We start from the raw sequence: 20,342 nt of genomic DNA on the forward strand, positions 1-20,342 counted from the left end.
GTATTACCCGAGCCAGATGAGGCCGGCGAGTCGGCCGGCGGCGGCGCCGTCGCGGCGGTGGGAGTGCAGGGAGTCGGTGGTCCGCGTGCAGGGGTCGAGTCGTTGGACGGTGCAGCCCAGGTCGACGAGTTGCTTCTCGGCCGCGCCGCCGAGGTCAAGCCCGGGGGTACCCCAGTCGGTCCGGCAGGCCGCGCCGGGCAGCACCTCGGCCACGCTCGCCTGCAGCTCGACCGGTACCTCGTAGCAGCCGCCGCAGATGTGCGGGCCGATCCAGGCGGTCAACTCCCCCGCCCCCCGCTCGCGCAGCGCGGCGACGGTGGCCGGGAGCACCCCGTCGGCCAGCCCCACCCGGCCGGCATGCGCGGCCCCGACCAGGCCCGCGACGGGATCGGCGAAGAGCACCGGTACGCAGTCGGCGACCCGGATGCAGAGCGCGACCCGGCGCTCGCTGGTCAGCTGGGCGTCGGCGGTCGGCAGCGACGGGCCCCCGGCGGAACTGCCCAGCGGGCTCGCCGGCCCCCAGTCGGCGAGCCGATCGGCGCCCACCTCGTCCACCGCGGTGCCGTGCACCTGGCTGCTGGTGACCACCGCACGCACGCCGAGCGCCCGGCGTACCCGCTCGAAGTTCTCGGTCACGTGATCGACCGCGTCGACATCGGTACGCCCGAGATTCAGCGATCCCATCGGGCCCGGGGTGACCCCGCCGAACCGGTCGGTGAATGCGACACCGACCCCGCCGGTGGCGGGGTCGGCGTGCTGCAGGTGGCTGAACACCCGGTCACTTCAGGAAGTCGGGGACATCCAGGTCGTCGCCGTCGTCCGGCTGGCCGGAGAGCGGTCCGGGCGCGGTGGTGCGCTGGCTGCCGCCGGTGCCCTGACCGGCGCCCGGCTGCGCGCCGTAACCGCCCTGGCCCTGCTGCTGGCCATAGCCACCCTGGGCCGGCTGACCCTGCTGCGGGGACTGACCCTGCTGGGACTGACCCTGCTGGGACTGGCCCTGCTGCGGCTGCGGCGCCGCCGGGGACTGGCCCTGCAGGCCCTGCCCGGCACGGTGGGTCTGGCCCTGGCTGCGGTCGCCCACCCCGAACGGCGAGTGCGAGGCCTGGGGGGCCGGCTGCCGTTCCTGCTGCTGCTCGCGGCCAGCCTGGCCCTGTCGGGAGGAGACCCCGGGCTGGCGGCGCGGCGGCTCGCCACCGGCGAACCCGGCGGCGATCACGGTGACCCGCACCTCGTCGCCGAGGGCGTCGTCGATCACGGTGCCGAAGATGATGTTGGCGTCGTCGTGGGCGGCGGTCTGGATCAGGTTGGCCGCACTGGACACCTCGAACAGGCCCATGTCCGAACCACCGGCGATCGCCAGCAGCACACCCTGGGCGCCGTCGATGGAGGCCTCCAGCAGCGGGCTGGACACCGCCATCTCGGCGGCCGCCCGGGCCCGGTCCTCACCGCGGGCGGAGCCGATACCCATCAGCGCCGACCCGGCGTTCGACATCACCGACTTCACATCGGCGAAGTCGAGGTTGATCAGGCCCGGGGTGGTGATCAGGTCGGTGATGCCGGAGACACCCTGCATCAGCACCTGGTCGGCCTGCTTGAAGGCGTCCAGGATGGCGACCTGGTGGTCGGTCATCTGCAGCAGCTTGTCGTTGGGGATCACGATCAGGGTGTCGACCTCCTCGCGGAGGGCGTTGATCCCGGTATCGGCCTGCACCGAGCGGCGCTTGCCCTCGAAGCCGAACGGCCGGGTGACCACACCGATGGTCAGCGCCCCCAGCGAGCGGGCGATCCGGGCGACGACCGGGGCGCCACCGGTACCGGTGCCACCACCCTCACCGGCGGTGACGAAGACCATGTCGGCGCCCTTGAGCACCTCCTCGATCTCCTCGGAGTGGTCCTCGGCAGCCTGCCGGCCCTTGTCCGGATCGGCGCCGGCGCCCAGCCCGCGGGTCAGGTCACGGCCGATGTCGAGCTTGACGTCGGCATCGCTCATCAGGAGGGCCTGGGCGTCGGTGTTCACCGCGATGAACTCGACCCCGCGCAGGCCGGTCTCGATCATCCGGTTGACGGCGTTGACGCCACCGCCTCCGACACCGACGACCTTGATGACCGCGAGGTAGTTCTGGGATGGATTGACCACGGAGGTTCCGCCTCTTTCTCCTGGGTTCGGACAGGTTGTGCCGAGTCCGTCGACCCGTCGATGATCCAGCGATCACTTCGGGGGATGCCACGGCTCCGACTCCGGCTCCGAGACAGGCTATGTGTCCGCTCAGAGCGGAGGCAACAAATGGGCCGGATGGGGCGTGTTGGTCTCAACTTCTACTTGAGCCTGAGGTGTCGAGCTCGGGTACGCGGGCCTCCCGGAACCGCTCCAGCCGCTTCATCACCGGTGTCGCGAAGATGCCGTGCACGACCACCGAGGTGATGATCGCGAACGCCATCGTCGACCACAGCGCACCCAGCTGCGGGAACAGGGCCTGCCCCTCGGCGTACGCCAGGTAGTAGACCGAGCCCACCCCGCGGACGCCGAAGATCGCGATCGCCCACCGTTCGGGCCCATGGATCGGTTCCCGTCCGGCGAACAGCCGCAGCGCGAGCCAGCCGGCCAGCGGGCGGATCACGAAGACCAGGGCGAGCGCCACCAGCATCCCCTGCCAGCTGAGGTTCGCCAGCAACCCGTTGGTGAGTGCGATACCGAGCAGCAGCAGCACCATCAGGGTGAAGATCTGCTCCAACCGCTCGATCATCGAGTGCATCTGCTCGTGGTAGTGGTGGCTGCGTTCCATCGAGCGCAGCGTCATCGCGGCCGCGAAGACGGCCAGGAAGCCGTAGCCCTGGGCGAGTTCGGCGGCGCCGTAGGAGGCCAGCATCAGCGCCAGTGCCAGCAACGGTTCACCGCGCTGGGCGACCGCAAGCGACTCCCGCCGGGAGCGGAAGGCGATCTTGCCGAGCAGCCAGCCGGCCGCGACACCGATCAGTACGCCGATGACGATCTTGGCGATCACATAGAAGCCGACCCATTTCCAGGCCCACTCGGTGACCGGTCCGGACCCGGCCATCAGGATCGCGGCGTAGACGAACGGGAACGCCAGGCCGTCATTCAGCCCGGCCTCGGAGGTGAGGGCGAACCGGACGTGGTCGGATTCCTCGATCTCCTCGTTGTTCTCCCCCACCGAGGGCCCGCCGACCTGCACGTCGGAGGCGAGCACCGGGTCGGTGGGCGCCAGCGCGGCCCCGAGCAGCAGCGCCGCCGCGGGCGCCAGGCCCATCACCCACCAGCCGAGCAGCGCCACCCCGGCGATGCTCAGCGGCATCGCGATCAGCAGCAACCGCCAGGCCAGCGACCAGCCGCGCCAGGTGCTCGGCCGCAGCAGACTCAGCGGGCGGTCCAGCGCCAACCCGACGCCCATCAGCGCGACGATCACGGTGAGTTCGGTGAGGTGCTCGGTGAAGCCCTGCTGGGAGATCGGGTCGATCCCGTACTTGTCGAACGGCAGCAGGCCGATCACCGCACCGACGACCACCAGGATCAGTGGCGCCGACAGCGCGTACCGGGACAGGGCGAGTGGCAGCACCACCGCCAGCAGCAGGGCGACACCGAGGACCAGATAGACGAAATCAGCCGACACGTCGACTTATTTACCGGATCGCGGGGGGTCAACCGAAATGTGTCCAAGCACACCCCGGTACGCCTCAGCGGGTCGCCGGGTGACCGGGGGCGCTCACATCGATCCACTTCGCCTTCGTCGCCCGGACCAGGGCACCGGCGACCTGGCCCTTCAGCTCGGCGTCCGCGCCGCTGCCGTAGAAGATCTCCCGGCCACCGCGCAGCCCGACCTTGATCGAGTCCGGGCCGGGCACCTCGACCCGTTCCACCTGGCCGGCGAGATCCTCCGGCATCGCACCGGTCACCTGCGCCACCTGCCGCAGCGCCTCCGGCTGGACCAGCTCGGTCCGCACCTCGATCAGCTTCTCCGGGCGTTCGGTCAGGCTGACGAACGCGATCCCCTCCTCATCCACCAGCAGCCAGCGGCCGCCGCGGTTGATGACGAATGCCGGTTGCCGCTCGGTGACCTCGATCTTCAGGCTCGTCGGCCAGGAGCGGACCACCCGCACCTGCTGCACCTGCGGGAGGGTCGCCACCCGGTCGGCGATCGGCTGCTCGGCGACCCGGGCCAGCGGCCGGCCCATCGGCGCGGCGGCGGTCGCGGTCACCTCCTCGGCGGTGAGCAGCGAGGTGCCGCTCACCACGACCTGCTTCAACGCCAGCACCGGGGACAGCAGCACCAGCCAACCGGCGACCAGCAGCAGGAGCACCACCAGCGCCGCGATCCCCGAGACCAGCAGTCGGCGGCGCCGATCCTTCAGGCGCCGCCCCCGGCGCATCCGGTTCAGGTCACCGACGCTGCTCAACTGCGGTCACCACCTCCGGGGCGATACGGGTGACATCACCGGCACCCAGGATCAGCACCACATCGCCGGGGCGGGCCAGCTCGGCCACCGCTCCCGGCACCGCCGCCCGGTCGGTGACCAGGCGTACCGAACCACCGGCGGCGCGGGCGTGCTCGACGAGCAGCTCACTGGTCACCCCGGGAAAGTCCTCGGCCCGCTCGCGGGCCGGATAGATCTCCATCAGCACCGTCTCGTCGGCGAGCGCGAGCGCCCGGCCGAACTCCGCGGCGAAATCCCGGGTCCGGGAGAACAGGTGCGGCTGGAAGCAGGCGATCAGCCGGCCCCCGGTCCCCGCGAGGCCGGCGCGCGCCGCGGACAGGGTGGCGACCAGCTCGGTCGGATGGTGGGCGTAGTCGTCGAAGACCCGGACGCCGCCGGCCTCGCCGACCGGCGAGAACCGCCGATGGGTGCCGCGGAAGTCGCCGAGCACCGCGCAGGCACGGGCCAGATCGAAGCGCTCCCCCAGGGTGGCCCGGACCGACCAGAGTGCGGCCGCGGCATTGTGCACGTTGTGCGCCCCGGGGACCTGCAGCCGCAGCGTGGCACGGTCCTGGCCCAGCGAGATCTCGGCGGTGCTGCCGAAACCGGCGGCCGACACCGACCCGATCCGCAACCCGGCCCCCGGCGCGGCACCGAAGCCGTCGGCCCGGGCACCGAAGATCGCGATCGTACCGGGATCGTCGGCGTTCAACCCGGCCACCCGGGCCCGGCCGACGAACTCGCCGAAACCGTCGGCGTACGCCTGCGGGGTGCCCCAGTTGTCGAGATGGTCGGCCTCGATGTTGGTCACCACCGCGACCTCGGCCGGGTACTGCAGGAAGGATCCGTCGGACTCGTCGGCCTCGACCACGAACGGTGCCCCGGGCGCGCCGAGGGCGGAGGCCGGGCCGTCGGCGAGCGGGGCGCCGACCACGTATCCGGGCTGCTCGCCCAGCCCGTTGAGCAGATGCGCCACCATCGCCGAGGTGGTGGTCTTGCCGTGCGTGCCGCCGACCGCGATCCCCGGCCGGCCGAGCATCAACGCAGCGAGCGCCGCGGAGCGGTGCCAGATCCGCAGCCCGCGCTCCCGGGCGGCCGCCAGTTCCGGATTGTCCGCCGCGATCGCCGAGGAGACCACGACGGTCCCGGCATCACCCAGCTGGTCGGCGGCGTGCCCGACATGCACCCGGACCCCGCGTTCGGCGAGCATCTCCAGCGCCGGCGAGGCGGCCTGGTCCGAGCCGGAGACCGGTACGCCGAGCTCGGCGTACAGGGCCGCGATCCCGGACATCCCCGCACCGCCGATGGCGATGAAGTGCACCGGCCCGAGCCGGTCGGGGGCGACCAGTTCGACCGGTGGCACCAGGGCGCCGAAGACACTGCTCATCCGCGGACCGCCTCAGCCGCGCAGCGACGACACGGCCAGCACCCGGCTGGCGAGCACCTCGGCGGCATTGGCCGGCATCAGGTCGCGCCCGGCCCGGCTCATCCGCGCCAGCGCGTCGGAATCGTTGATCAGCTCCGGCACCACCGACAACAGCCAGTCCGGGGTGAGCGCGGAGTCCTCGAGCAGCTGGGCGGCCCCGGCGGTCACCACGGCCTCGGCGTTGCGGGCCTGTTCACCGTTGCCGTGCGGCAGCGGCACCAGGATGCTCGGCAGCCCGACGACCGCGGTCTCGACGACGGTGCCGGCGCCGGCGCGGCCCAGCATCAGGTCGGCGGCGGCGTAGGCCTGCTCCATGTGCTCGACGTAGGCGACGGGCCGGTACACCGCGCCGGTCTCCTCATCGGTGTGCGACATCATCTCGTCGGTGAAGTTCTTGCGGCCCAGCACGTGCAGCACCTGGATCCCGCGGGCGAGCAGCTTCGGGTACGCCTTCAGCACGGCCTCGTTGAGCGACTTGGCGCCCTGGGATCCACCGCTGACCAGGAACACCGGCTTGCCGGGGTCCAGGTCGAAGTGCTTGGCGGCGGCGTCGTGCTCGCCCGAACGGTCCAGCGAGGTGATCTCGGTGCGCAGCGGCAGCCCGATGAAGGTGCCATCGGCCAGACCGGTCTCCGGGTAGGCGGTGTAGACCTCGCCGGTCAGCTTGGCGGCGATCTTGTTGGCCAGCCCCGGTACCGAGTTCTGCTCGTGCACCACGATCGGCAGCTTGAGCTGCTTGGCGGCCAGGTACGCCGGCATCGCGACATAACCGCCGAAGCCGACCAGCACCTCGGCCCGCCGCCGCACCAGCACCTCCTTGGCCGCCGAGATCGCCTTGGCCAGCCGCGGCGCGACCAGCAGCAGATCGGCCGAGGGCTTGCGCGGCAGCGGCACCGGCGGGATCAGATCCAGCTCCAGCCCGGCGGCCGGCACCACCCGCGACTCCAGGCCCTTGGGCGTACCGATCGCGGACAGCCCGGCATCGGGCGCCGCGGAACGCAGCGCCTCCGCGGTGGCGATCAGCGGGCTGGTGTGGCCGGCGGTACCGCCACCGGCGAGAACGACGTTGACCATCAGGTCCTACTCTCTGCTCGGTCCTGCTCGACTTCTCGGACTGCTTCAGCCGCGGCGGCTGCCGACCACCGTTGTCATCTTCGGCTGAGGTCGCCGCCGGCGGGCCGCCAGCAGCTGTCGCGCCTCGGGCTCGTTGCGGGCACAGTTGATCAGCACCCCCAGCGCCAGCAGGTTGGCCAGCAGCGCAGACCCACCATACGAGAGCATCGGCAGCGGCACACCCAGCACCGGCAGCAGCCGCAGCACCACGCACAGGTTGACCAGGCCCTGGAACAGGAACCAGATCGTCACCCCCGAGGCCGCGATCCGATAGAAGAGGTGGTCGCTGCGCAACGCGATCCGGATCCCGGCATAGCCGAGGATCAGGAACAGCGCGAGCACGGTCAGCGCACCGAACAGCCCCAGCTCCTCGCCGATCACCGCGAAGATGTAGTCGGTGTGCGCCTCGGGCAGCGATCCCCACTTCTGCCGGGAGGCGCCCAGCCCGACCCCCCACCAGCCGCCGGTGGCGAGCGCGTACTGCCCGACCGTGGCCTGCATGTTCACCCCGTCGATGCCGTCGGTGGGGTTGAGGAAGCCGAGGAAGCGGCGCATCCGGCTCGGTTGGGTGATGGTCAGCGCGGCGACCGCGGTCACGACCAGGGCGAACATCAGCCCGAGCAGCCGCATCGGCGTACCGATGATCCACAGGATGCCGCCGATGATGCCCATCATGATCACCGCGGTGCCCATGTCGCCCTGGAAGACGACCAGCAGCACCAGCAGCATCGACGCCGGCAGGAACGGCACCAGCAGGTGCCGGGGCTGGTCCAGCAGCTTCTTCTTGCGGGCCAGCACATCCGCGCCCCACATGATCATCGCCAGCTTCGCGAACTCCGAGGGCTGCAGCTGCAGATAGCTGGAGCCGAGCCGGACCCAGTTCGCGTTGCCGTTCACGGTGACACCGAGGGGGGTGTAGGTGAGGATCAGCAGCACGAAGGCGACCCCCAGCCCGATCCAGGCGAGCAGCCGCAGGGTCCGCAGCCGGGCCCGGGCCAGCACGAAGGCGGCGATCACCCCGGCCACCAGGAAGACCGACTGGCGCTTCACGAAGTAGTAGGAGTCGCCGTTCAGGTTCATGTAGGCGTAGACGCTGGAGGCCGACAGCACCATCATCACCCCGAGCCCGATCAGCAGCCCGGCGGAGACCAGCACCAGATAGAAGCTGGCCAACGGGGTGTTCAACAGACCCTTCACCAGCGAGGAGAACGAGGTGGAGGCGGACCGGGCGCCGCGCGCGGTCGCACCGGCACGGTCCGCACCGCCGCGTTTCGAGGCGTGCTGCTTCGACGCGGTGCTGGGCCAGCGTTCGGATCCCGGGGAAGGAAGGACCGCCACCTGCTGCCTCCTCAGTGCTGGTCGGGCTCGTCGTCTTCGGTGCTGCGGTCGGGGTCGTCGCCGAGGTGGGCCCGGACCGCGTCGGCGAAGGCATCACCACGGGCCCCGTAGGAGCGGAACATGTCCAGGCTGGCGCACCCCGGTGCGAGCAGCACCGTGTCCCCCGGTCCGGCCAGCTCCGCCGCCGCAGCGACCGCCTCCGTCATCGCCCCAGTCTCGGGGTTGTCGATGACGATCACGGGGACATCGGGGGCGTGTCTGGAAAGTGCGTCGCGGACCAGTTCCCGGTCCACCCCGAGCAGCACCGCACCGCGCAACCGATCGGCCACCCGCGGCAGCAGTTCGTCGAAGGAGGTGCCCTTGGCCTGCCCGCCGGCGATCCAGACGATCGGGTCGAAGGCGAGCATCGAGGTGGCGGCGGCGGCCGGGTTGGTGGCCTTGGAGTCGTCGACCCAGGTGACCCCGTCGCCGGTGGCGACGGTCTGGATCCGGTGCCCGCCGAGTTCCAGGGCGCGCAGCCCGTCACGGACGGCGGTGGCCGGTACGCCGAAGCTGCGGGCCAGGGCGGCGGCGGCGAGCGCGTTGGCGATGTTGTGCGGCGCGTTCGGCTGCACCTCGCCGACCTCGGCCAGCTCGAGTGCGGAGGTCTTGCGCTGTTCGATGAAGGCCCGGTCCACCAGCAGGTCGTCGACGACGCCGAGCATCGACATCCCCGGGGTGCCCAGGGTGAAACCGATCGCGCGGGCGCCCTCGGTGACGTCGGCCTCCTCGACCATCCGTTCGGTGACCGGGTCGTCGACGTTGTAGACGCAGGAGTGGGTGACCCGCTGGTAGATGGAGGCCTTGTCCGCGGCGTACTCCTCGAGGGAGGCATGCCATTCGAGGTGGTCGGGCGCCAGGTTCAGCACCGCCGCCGAGTGCAGCTGCAGGCTGTGGCTGTAGTGCAGCTGGAAGCTGGAGAGCTCCACCACGAACACGTCGTAGCGGACGTCGGTGTCGAGCAGCGCCTCCATCACCGGCCGGCCGACGTTGCCGACCAGCGCGACCCGGTTCCCGGCGGCGGTCAGCATCGCCGCACACATCTCGACGGTGGTGGTCTTGCCGTTGGTGCCGGTGACCGCCAGCCAGGGGGTCCGCTCCGGCGCCGGCAGCGGTGCGGCGGAGACCTGCCAGGCGAGTTCGATCTCCGACCAGATCGGTACGCCGGCGGCCTCGGCGGCGGCGAGCAGCGGGGTGCTCGGGCGCAGCCCCGGGGAGGCGACGACCAGCTCGACGCCCTCGGGCAGTTCGGCGGTCGAACCCGCACCGAGGCGCACCTCGGCGCCCAGGGTGCGAAGGATCTGGGCCTTCTCGCGGTTCGCCTCGGTGTCGGAGTCGTCGACGACCAGCACCCGCGCGTCGCACTCCAGCAGCCCGTCGGCCGCGGCCATCCCGGAGCGGCCGAGGCCGGCCACCAGCACCGAGCGGCCGCGGACGGCCTCGGCGTACAGGGTCGGGCGCGGTGCGCCGATGTCGCTCACAGTCCGGCCACCCATTCGGTGTAGAAGATGCCCAGGCCGAGGGTGACGCAGATGCCGCAGACGATCCAGAACCGGACCACGATCGTCGACTCACCCCAGCCCATCAGCTCGAAGTGGTGCTGCAGTGGTGCCATCTTGAACAGCCGTTTTCCCTTGGTCGCCTTGAAATATCCGACCTGCAGGATCACCGAGCAGGTGATGATCACGAACAGGCCGCCGAGGATGGCCAGCAGCAGCTCGGTACGGGTCAGGATCGCCAGCCCGGCCAGCGCACCACCGAGCGAGAGCGAACCGGAGTCGCCCATGAAGATCTTGGCCGGCTTGGTGTTCCACCACAGGAAGCCGAAACAGGCACCGGCCAGGGCGGCGGCGACCACCGCCAGGTCGTGCGGGTCGCGGACCTCGTAGCAGCGCGGGTTCACCGTCGACAGCGAACCGCAGGACTGGTTGTACTGCCACAGGTTGATCAGCGTGTACGCCCCGAAGACCATCGTCGAGGCGCCGGTGGCGAGGCCGTCCAGGCCATCGGTGAGGTTCACCGCGTTGGAGGCGCCGGCGATCAGCAGCAGGATCCAGACGATCGCCAGCGGCAGCACCAGGGTGAGCGGCTGGATGTCGCGCAGGAAGGAGACCGCCGGGCTGGCCGGGGTGACCCCGCGCTCGTTGGGGAACTGGAACGCGAGCAGCGCGAAGGTGCCGGCGACCAGGATCTGCCCGATCAGTTTGGCCTTGGCGTTCAGACCGAGGGAGCGCTGCTTGGAGATCTTGGTCCAGTCGTCGAGGAAGCCGACGACGCCGGTCCCGACGAAGAGATAGAGCAGCAGCACCGCCGACATCGTCGGGGGCCGCCAGGTGATCAGGTGGGCGAGCAGGTACGCCGCCACCACGGCGATGATGATGACGATGCCGCCCATGGTGGGCGTACCGCGCTTGGTGTGGTGACCGGTCGGGCCGTCGTCGCGGATGAACTGGCCGTAGCCGTGCTTGACCAGGATGCCGATCGCGACCCGGGTGCCGAGCAGCGTGAAGACCATGGCGGCGGTCGCCGCCAGCAGGATCGTCTTCACTCGGTCGCTCCCCTCGTGCCCGACTCATCGGTCGGATCGGCCGCGAGCAGCGCCTCGGCGACGCGCTCCAGCGCCATCAGCCGGGAGGCCTTGACCAGCACCAGGTCCCCGGGCTCGGGACGAACCCGCGCGATGGCCTCCCCAGTCTCTCCCGCAACCACGGGATCGGGACAACCCGCCACGCGGGCAGCATCCACCATCGCCTCGGCGTCCGCGCCGAGCGCGACAAGATGATCGATGCCGAGCTGACCGACCGCTCGGCCGACGGCCTCGTGCTCGGCACGGGCGGTGTCACCCAGTTCGAGCATCTCGCCGAGCACCGCCCAGCCGCGCGCCTGCTCGAACCCGGGCCGGTGCCGGCGCCGGCGGACCATCGCGGCCAGCGACTCCAGGGCGGCCATCATCGAATCGGGGTTGGCGTTGTAGGCGTCGTTGAGCACCACCACCCCGTCACCGCGCTCGCTGACCTCCATCCGCCAGCGGGATCGGCTGGTCGCGGCCGACAGGCCGGTCGCCACCTGGGCCGGATCGAGTCCGGCGACGATGGCGGCGGCGGCCGCGGCCACCGCATTGGCGACCTGGTGCCGCCCGACCAGGCGCAGCGCCACCGCATGCCGCTGCGCCTCGGCGCCGGGCTGCTCGACACCGACTGCTCGCTTGCGCTCGACTCCGACTGCTCGCTTGCGCTCGACGACCAGGGTGAACGAATAGCGATCCAGGTCGTCGGCATCCGGTTCGTCGGCCCAGACCAGCAGATCGGCGGGCTGGTCGGGTTGACCGGCGGCGGAGAACAGTGCCACCCGGGCGCTGGTCCGCTCGGCCATCGCGGAGACCCTCGAATCGGTACCGTTCAGCACCGCCCAGCCGTCGCTCGGCAGCGCCTCGACCAGTTCCCCCTTGGCGACCGCGATCGCGTCCCGGCTGCCGAACTCGCCGACATGGGCCTGACCGACGTTGAGCACCACCCCGATGGACGGCGGGGTGAGCTCGCAGAGGTAGCTGATGTGGCCGCGGCCGCGGGCACCCATCTCGCTGATCAGGAAGCGGGTCGAGGCATCGGCGCGGGTGGCGGTCAGCGGTACGCCGATCTCGTTGTTGTAGGAGCCCTCGGGGGCCACCGTCTCGCCCGCGTCGGCGAGCAGCTGGGCCAGCAGGTCCTTGGTGGAGGTCTTGCCGGAGGAACCGGTGATGCCGATCACCGTGAGCTCGGGCAGCGCGTCGATGACCGAGCGGCCGAGCCGGCCGAGGGCGGCGACCGGGTCGTCGACCACGACGCAGGCCGCGGTGATCCGGTCGTCCAGGCCGTCGGGGATCCGCTGCACCAGGTACGCCCCGGCGCCGGCCTCGGCGGCCGCGCCCAGGTAGTCGTGGCCGTCGACGCGCTCACCGGCGAGTGCCACGAACAGCGCACCGGGAGTGACCCGGCGGGAGTCGATGACCACATCGGGCCCGACCTGCCGGTCGTCGGCGGGGTCACCGGCGGCCAGTCGGCCACCGGTGACCTCGGCGAGCCGGGTCAGGGTCAGCGGTTCCATCAGCGTCGTTCCTCCCCGGATGTCATCTGCTCCTGTTGCCCAGTGGCACCGGCCGCCAGCCCTGCCCAGGCCTCGGCCAGCACCGTGGCATCGTCGAAGGGCACCGTGGTGCCGTTGCTCTCCTGGCCCTGTTCGTGGCCCTTGCCGAGCACCGCGACGATGTCGTCGGGGCCGGCCAGCCGCAGGGCCGCGGTGATCGCCTGCCGCCGGTCGCCACCGTCGACGACCTCGGCCCGCTCCCCCGTGGTCCCCGGCTCCACCGCGTTCTCCCCGGCACCGGCGATCACCTCGGCACGGATCGCGGCCGGGTCCTCGGTCCGCGGGTTGTCGTCGGTGACCACCAGCACGTCGGCGGTCGCCGCGGCGATCGCACCCATCGGCCGGCGCTTGCTGGGATCGCGGTCCCCACCGGCGCCGAGCACCGCGATCACCCGGGCACCGGCCCGGCGCTCGGTCGCGAACGCGGAGAGCACCGCGTCGACGGCCTGCGGGGTGTGCGCGAAGTCGACGAAGGCCCGCGGTGCGCCCGCCCCGAGGCGTACCGGCTGCATCCGGCCGGGGACCGCCAACTCGGCGAAGGCCTCGGCGGCGGTGGCCGCGTCCAGCCTGGCGTCGGACGAATCAAGATTGGCCAGGTCGATCATCGCCAGCGCCAGCACCGCGTTGCGGACGTTGAAGTCGCCCGGCAGCGCGCACTCGAAGCGCCACTCGGCGGTCGGCGTACGGACCTCGATCCAGCTGCCGTCGACGTTGGTGACCCGATAGTCGACCGGCGGCCGGCCGCCCGGAACCGGGTGGTTGTCCCAGCTGACGGTGCGGAACGGCACGTCACCGCGCTCGGCCAGCCGGCGGGCCAGGCGTACGCCCCATTCGTCGTCGACGACGATCGCGGCCCGGGCGCAGTGCTCGGGGGTGAACAGCTGGGCCTTGGCCTCGAAGTAGTTGGCCATCGTGTGGTGGAACTCCAGATGGTCCCGACCCAGGTTGGTGAAGCCGGCCACGTCGAAGCGCACCCCGTCGGCGCGGTGCAGGGCCAGCGCGTGCGAGGACACCTCCATCGCGACCGCGTCGGCGCCGCGCTCGACCATCAGGCCGAGCAGGCCCTGCAGGTCGACCGATTCGGGGGTGGTGACGGTGGTCCGGGGCCCGACCAGCGGCTGGTCGTCGAGCCGGAAACCGATGGTGCCGATGGTGCCGACGCTCAGCCCGAGCCGGTGCAGGGCGGCGGCCAGGAAGTGGGTGGTGGTGGTCTTGCCGTTGGTACCGGTCACCGCGAACCCGCGCAACGCCTCGGCGGGGCGGCCGTAGACCTCGGCGGCCAGCGCCGCCATCGCCTGCCGGGGGTCGTCGACGACCAGCACCGGTACGCCCGGGGGCACCGTGGCCCGTTCGGCGCCGGTGGGATCGGTGAGCACCGCGACCGCGCCGGCCGCCACCGCACCGGCGGCGAAATCGGCGCCGTGCACCCGGGCCCCGGGCAGGGCCACATAGAGGTCGCCGGGGGCGACGATCCGCGAATCCAGGGTCACCCCGCTGACCTGCACCTGGTCGAGATCGGGCGCACCCGCGTCGGCGGGGACACCGGACTGGCCCGGCAGCAGCCGGGCCAGCGGGACAGGGTGCGGAGCGGGACGGAGCAGGCCTCGCGCACCACGGCTCTGATCGCTCATCGGGGAGAACCTACCCAAAAGCGCCGGTGAATCGCACAAATCGGCTCAGTCCCAGGTGAGTTGTGACTCGGTCGGCCGCTTGCCGGTGGAGGGCAGCACCCCGTACCGCGGCAGCGCCGTGCGCATCACGTCGTAGGCCACCGGGCCGGCGACGGCGCCGCCGGTGTAGCCCTTGGTCGGGTCGTTGACGACCACATAGGTGAGGATCTGCGGATCCTCGGCCGGGGCCATGCTGGCGAAGGAGGAGATGAACCCCTCGTACTTGCCCTTCTCCGCGTCGTAGACCTCCGAGGTACCGGTCTTGCCACCGATCCGGTACTCATCCATCGCCATCGAGCCGGCGAAACCACCGGGGCCGACGACCGACTCCATCATCGAGGCGATGTTCTTCGAGGTCTGCTCCGAGACCACCCGGCGCGGTTGCTCCCGGGGCGGGGTCGGGACCTGGTTGCCGTTGGCGTCGGTGGCGCCCTTGATGATCGTCGGCGGGTTGTAGACGCCGTTGTTCAGCACCCCGGCGATCGCGGCGGCGTTCTGGATCGCGGTCACCGAAAGACCCTGGCCGAAGGCGATCTGGTCGCGGGTGTAGCCGGGCATGTCGGCCGGCGGGACGTAACCGGCGGCCTCACCGGGCAGCTCGATCCCGGTCGGCTTGCCGAGGCCCAGCCGCAGCAGCGCGTCCCGGTAGGCGGCGGTGTCCATCTTGCGGGTCATCATGATCGTGCCGATGTTGGAGGAGTAGGTGAACGCGCCGCGGGCGGTGACCTGGGCGTACCCGTGCTGCCAGACGTCCTTGACCACCCCGTCGCCGGACTTGATGCTCGGCGGCACCACCAGCCGGGTGTCGGGTTCGACCAACCCGGCGTCCATCAGCGCCGACATGGTGAGGATCTTCTGCACCGAACCGGGTTCGTACGCCTGGGTGACGGCCCGGTTGAACAGGTCCTCGCTGCGTGCCCCGGCGGCGTTGTTGGCGTCGAAGGTGGGCACATTGGCCATCGCCAGCACCTCACCGGTCTTGATGTTCATGGTGATCGCGGTGCCCGACCTGGCCTTGGACTCCTCCACCGTCTGGGCCAGCTTGCGCTCGGCGATCAGCTGCAGCTCGCTGTCCAGGGTGAGCTGGTAGTTGGTGCCGTCGGTGGGCGGGGTGACCACATTGGTGCCCAGCGGGATCCGGTAGCCGCTCGGCGAGGACTCGTACATCTCCTTGCCGGGGGTGCCGGACAGCTCGGCGTTCATCGAGTACTCCAGGCCGCCCTGGCCCTTGGAGTCGCCGCCGACGAAGCCGACGACGGCGGCCGCGGTGCTCTTCTCCGGGTAGCTGCGGATCGGGTCGGACTCGCGGAAGATGCCGTAGATGCTGGCCGAGCTGAGTTCCAGCGCCAGCCGCTGGTACGCCGCAGCGGGCACCTTGCGGGCGACCACCGAATACTTGGTGTCCGGCTTGGTGAGCGCCTTGAGGTAGTCGTCACGGTTGCCGCCGACGTATTTGACCAGCAGATCGGCGACCTGGTTGACCCGGTTGGTCTTCGGGTCGGTGGTGTTGATCAGGGTCGGGTCGGCGGTGATCATCACCGCGGCGGCGGTGTCGGCCAGCACGGCGCCGTTGCGGTCGGTGATGGTGCCGCGGACCGCGGGCATCGCCACCGTGCGGGTCATCTGTGCCGCGGCGGTGGCGGCGTAGGCGTTCGAGTCGAAACCCTGCAGCTGCAGCAGCCGGCCGCCGCAGATCGACACCACGATCGCCAGCACCAGCAGGGCGACGCGCAGCCGCTTGTCGGCAGCGCCCAGCGGCATCCGCAGCGGCGGGCGATGGCCGCGGGGGCGGCGGGTCGCGGGGCGACGGGTGGCCGGGCGACGGGTCGCCGGGCGGCGCTGACCGGAGCGGGCGGCCGCGGACTGCCGGGTGGCGGGGCGCCGGCCACTGCTCGATCGGGCACTGTTCGATCGGGCACTGGTGGACCGCACCCCACCGGAGCGGGTGCTGGTCGGGCGGCGGCGGTTCTGGTCGGCCATCTAGCGGCTCCCCTGGGTCGGCGCGGTCGTCGGCTGCTGGTTCGGCTGGCTCGCCTGGTTCTGAGCCTGGTTCTGGTTCTGCTGGGCCTGGGCGGCCTGCTGCTGGCGGGCCAGCTCGGCCTCCCGGTCGGCCTGCTGCTTGGCCTGGGCCTTCTGGATCCGGGTGCGGTTGTTCTCCAGCACCTTGCGCTCGTCGGCGGCGCGCTGCTGGGCGTCCTGGCGGGCCTTGTCGGCGCGGATCTGGGCCTGCTCCTCGGTGCTGCGGGTCACCGCACTGGGCAGGTACGCCGGGTCGGCGGCCTTCGGATCGCCAACGATCCGGCCGTCGGGCAGCACCAGGAAACCGACGAAGTAGTTGGGCCGCAGGCCCAGGTCGGAGGCCTTGCGGGTCAGCTCGGTGGTCGACCCCGCCTCCACCACGCGCTGGCTGAGCTCGCCCTCGGCGTACGCCATCTCCGCGGCCTGACGCTTCAACTGGCTGGCCTGGAAGGCCTGGTTCTGCAGGCTGGTGTTCAACAGCAGCAGGCCGACCATGCCGACGCCGAGGATCGCGGCCAGCACCACCACGAACGGGACGGTCGCCAGCTGCCGGCCGGTCGAGGGCACCGCACGGAGCCGCGGCCGGGACGGGGTGGACCCGGATTCGCGGGGCGACAGGGTGGTCTGGGCGCTCATCGGGCCTCCTCGATCCGGACGGCGGCGCGCAACCGGGCAGAGGCGGCGCGGGGGTTCTCGGCGATCTCGGTGGCCGAGGGTTTCTCGGCACCGCGGGTGAGCAGCTGCAGTTCCGGGCCCATCCCGGGCGGTACCACCGGCAGGCCGCGGGGGGCGCGGGATTCCGAGGCGGTGCGCAGCGCCTGCTTGACTGCGCGGTCCTCCAGCGAGTGGTACGCCAGCACCGCGATCCGGCCGCCCAGGGCGAGCGCGGCGATGGCCACCGGCAGCATCCCCTCGAGCGCGGTGAGCTCGCGGTTCACCTCGATCCGCAGGGCCTGGAAGGTGCGCTTAGCGGGATGTCCGCCGCCGGCGTGCCGGGCGGCGGCCGGGATGGCACCGGCGATCGTCTCGACCAGCCGGGCCGAGGTGTCGAAGGGTTCCCGGTCACGCTCGCTGACGATGGCGCGGACGATCCGGTCGGCGAACCGTTCCTCGCCGTAGCCGCGCAGGATCCGGACCAGGTCACCGGGGGCGTAGGTGTTCAGCACCACGGCGGCGGTGAGCGGCTGCTGGGCGTCCATCCGCATGTCCAGCGGGGCGTCGGTGGCATAGGCGAAACCGCGTTCGGTGCGGTCGATCTGCAGCGAGGACAGCCCCAGGTCGGCGAGCACCGCCTGGACCTGCGGCGTACCCAGATCGGTGAGCACCTCGGGCAGTTCGTCGTAGACGGCCTCGACGAAGCGGACCCGGTCACCGAACGGGGCGAGCCGCTCGGCGGCGTACGCCAGGGCCTGCGGGTCGCGGTCGAGACCGATCGCACGGGCCTCGGGGCAACGGGTGAGCAGCGCCTCGGTGTGCCCGCCGAGGCCGAGGGTGCAGTCGACGAAGACCGAACCGGGCGCGGCGAGCGCGGGTGTCAGCAGATCGGTGATGCGATCACGCAGGACGGGGACGTGGCGTGCGGCCTGGACCACCTGCATCGTCCTCCCCTCACCTGCGCCTGCGGCGCGGGCTCCGCTCGACCCGGGATTCGTACCGACCGCCCGGGCGGGTGCCCGAACGGCGAACGTGTCGCCAGGTTTCGTCCCGAAAAGCGGTGGGAAAGCTGCCTGGCACCGGGGAAGGTGTGCCAGCCAGCCCGCCTCTCGGGCCGAAGCCTCACGACACGTGCGGCCCCCTCGTCCACCCCTCACTGGGTGAGGCCGGGGAAGACCTCGTCGTTCATCTCGGCAAAGACCGATTCCTGCTCGGTGGAGTAGGTCTCCCATGCCGTCGCGTCCCAGACCTCGACCCGGTCGATGGCGCCGACCACGACGATCTCCTTGTCCAGCCCCGCATATCTGCGCAGCTGGGGCGGGATCGTGACCCGGCCCTGCTTGTCCGGCACCTCGTTGCTGGCCCCGGCCGCCAGCATGCGCTGGAAGTCGCGGACCTGCTTCACGGTCGAGGGACCGGACGCCATCTGGCGGGCGATGCCTGCGAAGACCGCCTCGGGATAGATGGTCAGACAGCGGTCCTGACCACGGCTGATCACCAATCCCTCGGCCAGCTCCTCACGGAACTTCGCCGGCAGAAAGAAGCGGCCCTTTTCGTCGAGCTTCGGTTGGTGCGTCCCCAGAAACATGACTGAGGTCCACCTCCCCTGGCTCCCGAATCGTGCCGATTCGCTCCACTGCGCTCCACAGTACTCCACTTTCCCCCACTGGAGGCAAGTTTTCCCCCACTTTTCTCCCCGGTACGCCCCAGGCCAGGCCGCGGGCCCGCGCGAGTGCGCCCTGACAAGGGGTTTCACCCCGAGCGAGCGGGTCGACCCCGGCGGCGTCCGACGACACAGACCCGGTCCCCGGTAGCAGACGGCTGTGACAGAAGTGGCCTGTGCGACCTGTGAGGCGCCCGAACGGACCCTCTGGGGCGTACCGGTGGAGGGAAGTGGAGTGGATCGCGAATCCGCGGGACAGCCGGCCCGCGACCGAGCAGACTGACGGCATGACCGCACTGAAGATGATCACCCTGGATTGCGCCGAGGTGCCGCCGCTGACGAAGTTCTGGTCCGCCCTGCTCGGCTGGCAGGTGCTCGCCGAGGGCGAGGGGTACGCGATGCTCGGCGACGACTCCGGCCCGGCACTCGGCCTGGGCGCCGTACCCGGTTACCAACCCCCTGGCTGGCCGAACGAGAACGGCAGCAAACAGTTCCATCTCGACCTCGCCAGCGAGGACATCGCCGCCGACGAGCAGCGTGCACTCGCCTTGGGCGCCACCCTGGCCGATCCGCAACCCGGTGACACCTGGCGGGTGCTGCTCGATCCGGCCGGCCACCCCTTCTGCCTGACCGACGCCGCCAACTGGGGCTGACCGCGGCGTACCTCCGTTGCCGAATCGTGATCTATTGCTCGACCGCGTAAGGTGGTCCCCCGGGTGACTGTGGCCGCGTGCGCCGCGCGCTGCCTTCGGGCGGTCTCGCGGAGCTTCCGAATGCCACCGCACCCGGACACAGCAGGTGCGAAGAGCAGACGGAGGAACAGTTGAGCTCCTACTACGACGAGGATCGCGACGGCCCGATGACGGGCTCCAACCCGGTCGTCGGACGCCGTGGTGCGGGCCCCAGCCGCAACTACGGGGTCGATGACGTCCTGACCGTGGTGGGCCGGGTGCGCGAGGCCATCGAGTCGGTGATCGAGGGCAAGCGCGAGCCGATCGACACCGCCCTGGTGGTGCTGCTGGCCGAGGGTCACCTGCTGCTCGAGGACGTGCCCGGGGTCGGCAAGACCATGCTGGCCAAGGCGATCGGCCGCTCCATCGAGGGTTCGGTGCGCCGCATCCAGTTCACCCCCGACCTGCTGCCCTCCGACATCACCGGTGTCTCGGTGTTCAACCAGGAGCGGCGCGAGTTCGAGTTCAAGCCCGGCGGCATCTTCGCCAACATCGTCGTGGGCGACGAGATCAACCGCGCCTCGCCGAAGACCCAGTCGGCGCTGCTGGAGTCGATGGAGGAGCGCCAGGTGTCGGTCGACGGCACCACCTACGAACTGGAGCTGCCGTTCATGGTGGTGGCCACCCAGAACCCGATCGAGATGGAGGGCACCTATCCCCTCCCCGAGGCCCAGCGCGACCGCTTCATGGCCCGGATCCAGATGGGCTACCCGACCACGAAGTCCGAGCTCGACATGCTCGAGCACCACGGCACCCGCGACCCGCTCGATGCCCTGGAGCCGGTCACCGACGCCGCCACCGTGCTCGGCCTGATCGACGCGGTCAAGGACGTCTACGTGGCCCCCGCGGTCAAGGAATACCTGGTCGCCGTCGTCACCGCGACCCGGAACACCCCGGACCTGCGGCTCGGCGCCTCCCCGCGTGCCTCGCTGCAACTGCTCCGCGCCGTCCGGGCGTACGCCGCGATGGCCGGGCGGGACTACGTCTCCCCCGACGACGTGGCCGCGCTCGCCAACTCGGTGCTCTCACACCGGGTGCTGCCCTCCACCGATGCCCAGCTCGCCCGCCGGTCGGTCGGCGACATCATCGACGGCGTGCTGCGCTCGGTCCCGGTCCCCGACAAGTGAGCCGCGGAGCCG

General features: G+C 71.2%; 17 protein-coding genes. 2 read left to right on the plus strand and 15 right to left on the minus strand.

What is annotated here, in order from left to right:
* Positions 1-3: 3 nt before the first annotated feature.
* The 15 genes from BI335_RS19965 to mraZ form a co-directional block, all read right to left on the minus strand.
* On the minus strand, positions 4-774 hold the full coding sequence (locus BI335_RS19965; protein WP_094405391.1) for a polyphenol oxidase family protein: 771 nt from the start codon (positions 772-774) through the stop codon (positions 4-6).
* A 4-nt stretch (positions 775-778) separates the two neighbouring features.
* Positions 779-2,137: a cell division protein FtsZ gene (gene ftsZ, locus BI335_RS19970; protein ID WP_094425950.1), complete on the minus strand. Its 1,359-nt coding sequence runs from the start codon at positions 2,135-2,137 to the stop codon at positions 779-781.
* A 172-nt stretch (positions 2,138-2,309) separates the two neighbouring features.
* Complete coding sequence (locus BI335_RS19975) at positions 2,310-3,626, minus strand: cation:proton antiporter (protein ID WP_094433124.1); 1,317 nt, start codon at positions 3,624-3,626, stop codon at positions 2,310-2,312.
* Between the two features lie 64 nt (positions 3,627-3,690).
* Entirely contained in the window at positions 3,691-4,410 is a 720-nt protein-coding gene (locus BI335_RS19980) for a cell division protein FtsQ/DivIB (protein ID WP_094433126.1), read from the minus strand.
* Positions 4,394-5,815 (minus strand): UDP-N-acetylmuramate--L-alanine ligase, encoded by a 1,422-nt coding sequence (murC, locus tag BI335_RS19985; protein ID WP_094405393.1) that lies wholly within the window; start codon positions 5,813-5,815, stop codon positions 4,394-4,396. Before murC ends, BI335_RS19980 begins: the two co-directional genes overlap by 17 nt.
* 12 nt (positions 5,816-5,827) lie before the next feature.
* On the minus strand, positions 5,828-6,928 hold the full coding sequence (murG, locus tag BI335_RS19990) for an undecaprenyldiphospho-muramoylpentapeptide beta-N-acetylglucosaminyltransferase (RefSeq protein WP_094361049.1): 1,101 nt from the start codon (positions 6,926-6,928) through the stop codon (positions 5,828-5,830).
* A 45-nt stretch (positions 6,929-6,973) separates the two neighbouring features.
* Positions 6,974-8,305, minus strand: a complete 1,332-nt coding sequence (ftsW, locus tag BI335_RS19995; protein WP_229117810.1) for a putative lipid II flippase FtsW — start codon at positions 8,303-8,305, stop codon at positions 6,974-6,976.
* Between the two features lie 11 nt (positions 8,306-8,316).
* The gene (murD, locus tag BI335_RS20000) at positions 8,317-9,840 is read right to left on the minus strand and encodes a UDP-N-acetylmuramoyl-L-alanine--D-glutamate ligase (protein ID WP_094433129.1); all 1,524 of its coding nucleotides are present in this window, start codon (positions 9,838-9,840) and stop codon (positions 8,317-8,319) included.
* Positions 9,822-10,892 (minus strand): phospho-N-acetylmuramoyl-pentapeptide-transferase, encoded by a 1,071-nt coding sequence (mraY, locus tag BI335_RS20005; RefSeq protein WP_094361053.1) that lies wholly within the window; start codon positions 10,890-10,892, stop codon positions 9,822-9,824. Before mraY ends, murD begins: the two co-directional genes overlap by 19 nt.
* Positions 10,889-12,427: a UDP-N-acetylmuramoyl-tripeptide--D-alanyl-D-alanine ligase gene (locus tag BI335_RS20010; protein WP_094433132.1), complete on the minus strand. Its 1,539-nt coding sequence runs from the start codon at positions 12,425-12,427 to the stop codon at positions 10,889-10,891. Before BI335_RS20010 ends, mraY begins: the two co-directional genes overlap by 4 nt.
* A complete protein-coding gene (locus BI335_RS20015) occupies positions 12,427-14,097 on the minus strand; it encodes a UDP-N-acetylmuramoyl-L-alanyl-D-glutamate--2,6-diaminopimelate ligase (protein WP_094433134.1) in 1,671 nt (556 codons plus the stop codon). The genes BI335_RS20010 and BI335_RS20015 overlap by 1 nt, the downstream gene beginning before the upstream one ends.
* Positions 14,098-14,142: 45 nt before the next feature.
* The gene (locus tag BI335_RS20020) at positions 14,143-16,116 is read right to left on the minus strand and encodes a peptidoglycan D,D-transpeptidase FtsI family protein (RefSeq protein WP_094433136.1); all 1,974 of its coding nucleotides are present in this window, start codon (positions 16,114-16,116) and stop codon (positions 14,143-14,145) included.
* Complete coding sequence (locus BI335_RS20025) at positions 16,117-16,791, minus strand: hypothetical protein (RefSeq protein ID WP_094403467.1); 675 nt, start codon at positions 16,789-16,791, stop codon at positions 16,117-16,119. It abuts the gene before it with no gap.
* Positions 16,788-17,753: a 16S rRNA (cytosine(1402)-N(4))-methyltransferase RsmH gene (rsmH, locus tag BI335_RS20030; RefSeq protein WP_094433138.1), complete on the minus strand. Its 966-nt coding sequence runs from the start codon at positions 17,751-17,753 to the stop codon at positions 16,788-16,790. The genes BI335_RS20025 and rsmH overlap by 4 nt, the downstream gene beginning before the upstream one ends.
* 209 nt (positions 17,754-17,962) lie before the next feature.
* Positions 17,963-18,397 (minus strand): division/cell wall cluster transcriptional repressor MraZ, encoded by a 435-nt coding sequence (gene mraZ / locus BI335_RS20035; RefSeq protein WP_094361063.1) that lies wholly within the window; start codon positions 18,395-18,397, stop codon positions 17,963-17,965.
* 362 nt (positions 18,398-18,759) lie between these two features.
* Here mraZ and BI335_RS20040 point away from each other — a divergent pair, with 362 nt between their 5' ends.
* On the plus strand, positions 18,760-19,125 hold the full coding sequence (locus BI335_RS20040; RefSeq protein ID WP_094425987.1) for a VOC family protein: 366 nt from the start codon (positions 18,760-18,762) through the stop codon (positions 19,123-19,125).
* Between the two features lie 206 nt (positions 19,126-19,331).
* Entirely contained in the window at positions 19,332-20,330 is a 999-nt protein-coding gene (locus BI335_RS20045) for an AAA family ATPase (protein WP_094361209.1), read from the plus strand.
* Positions 20,331-20,342: the final 12 nt, after the last annotated feature.

The sequence above is a fragment of the Enemella evansiae genome (assembly GCF_002250705.1).
Classification (GTDB): Bacteria; Actinomycetota; Actinomycetes; order Propionibacteriales; family Propionibacteriaceae; genus Enemella; species Enemella evansiae.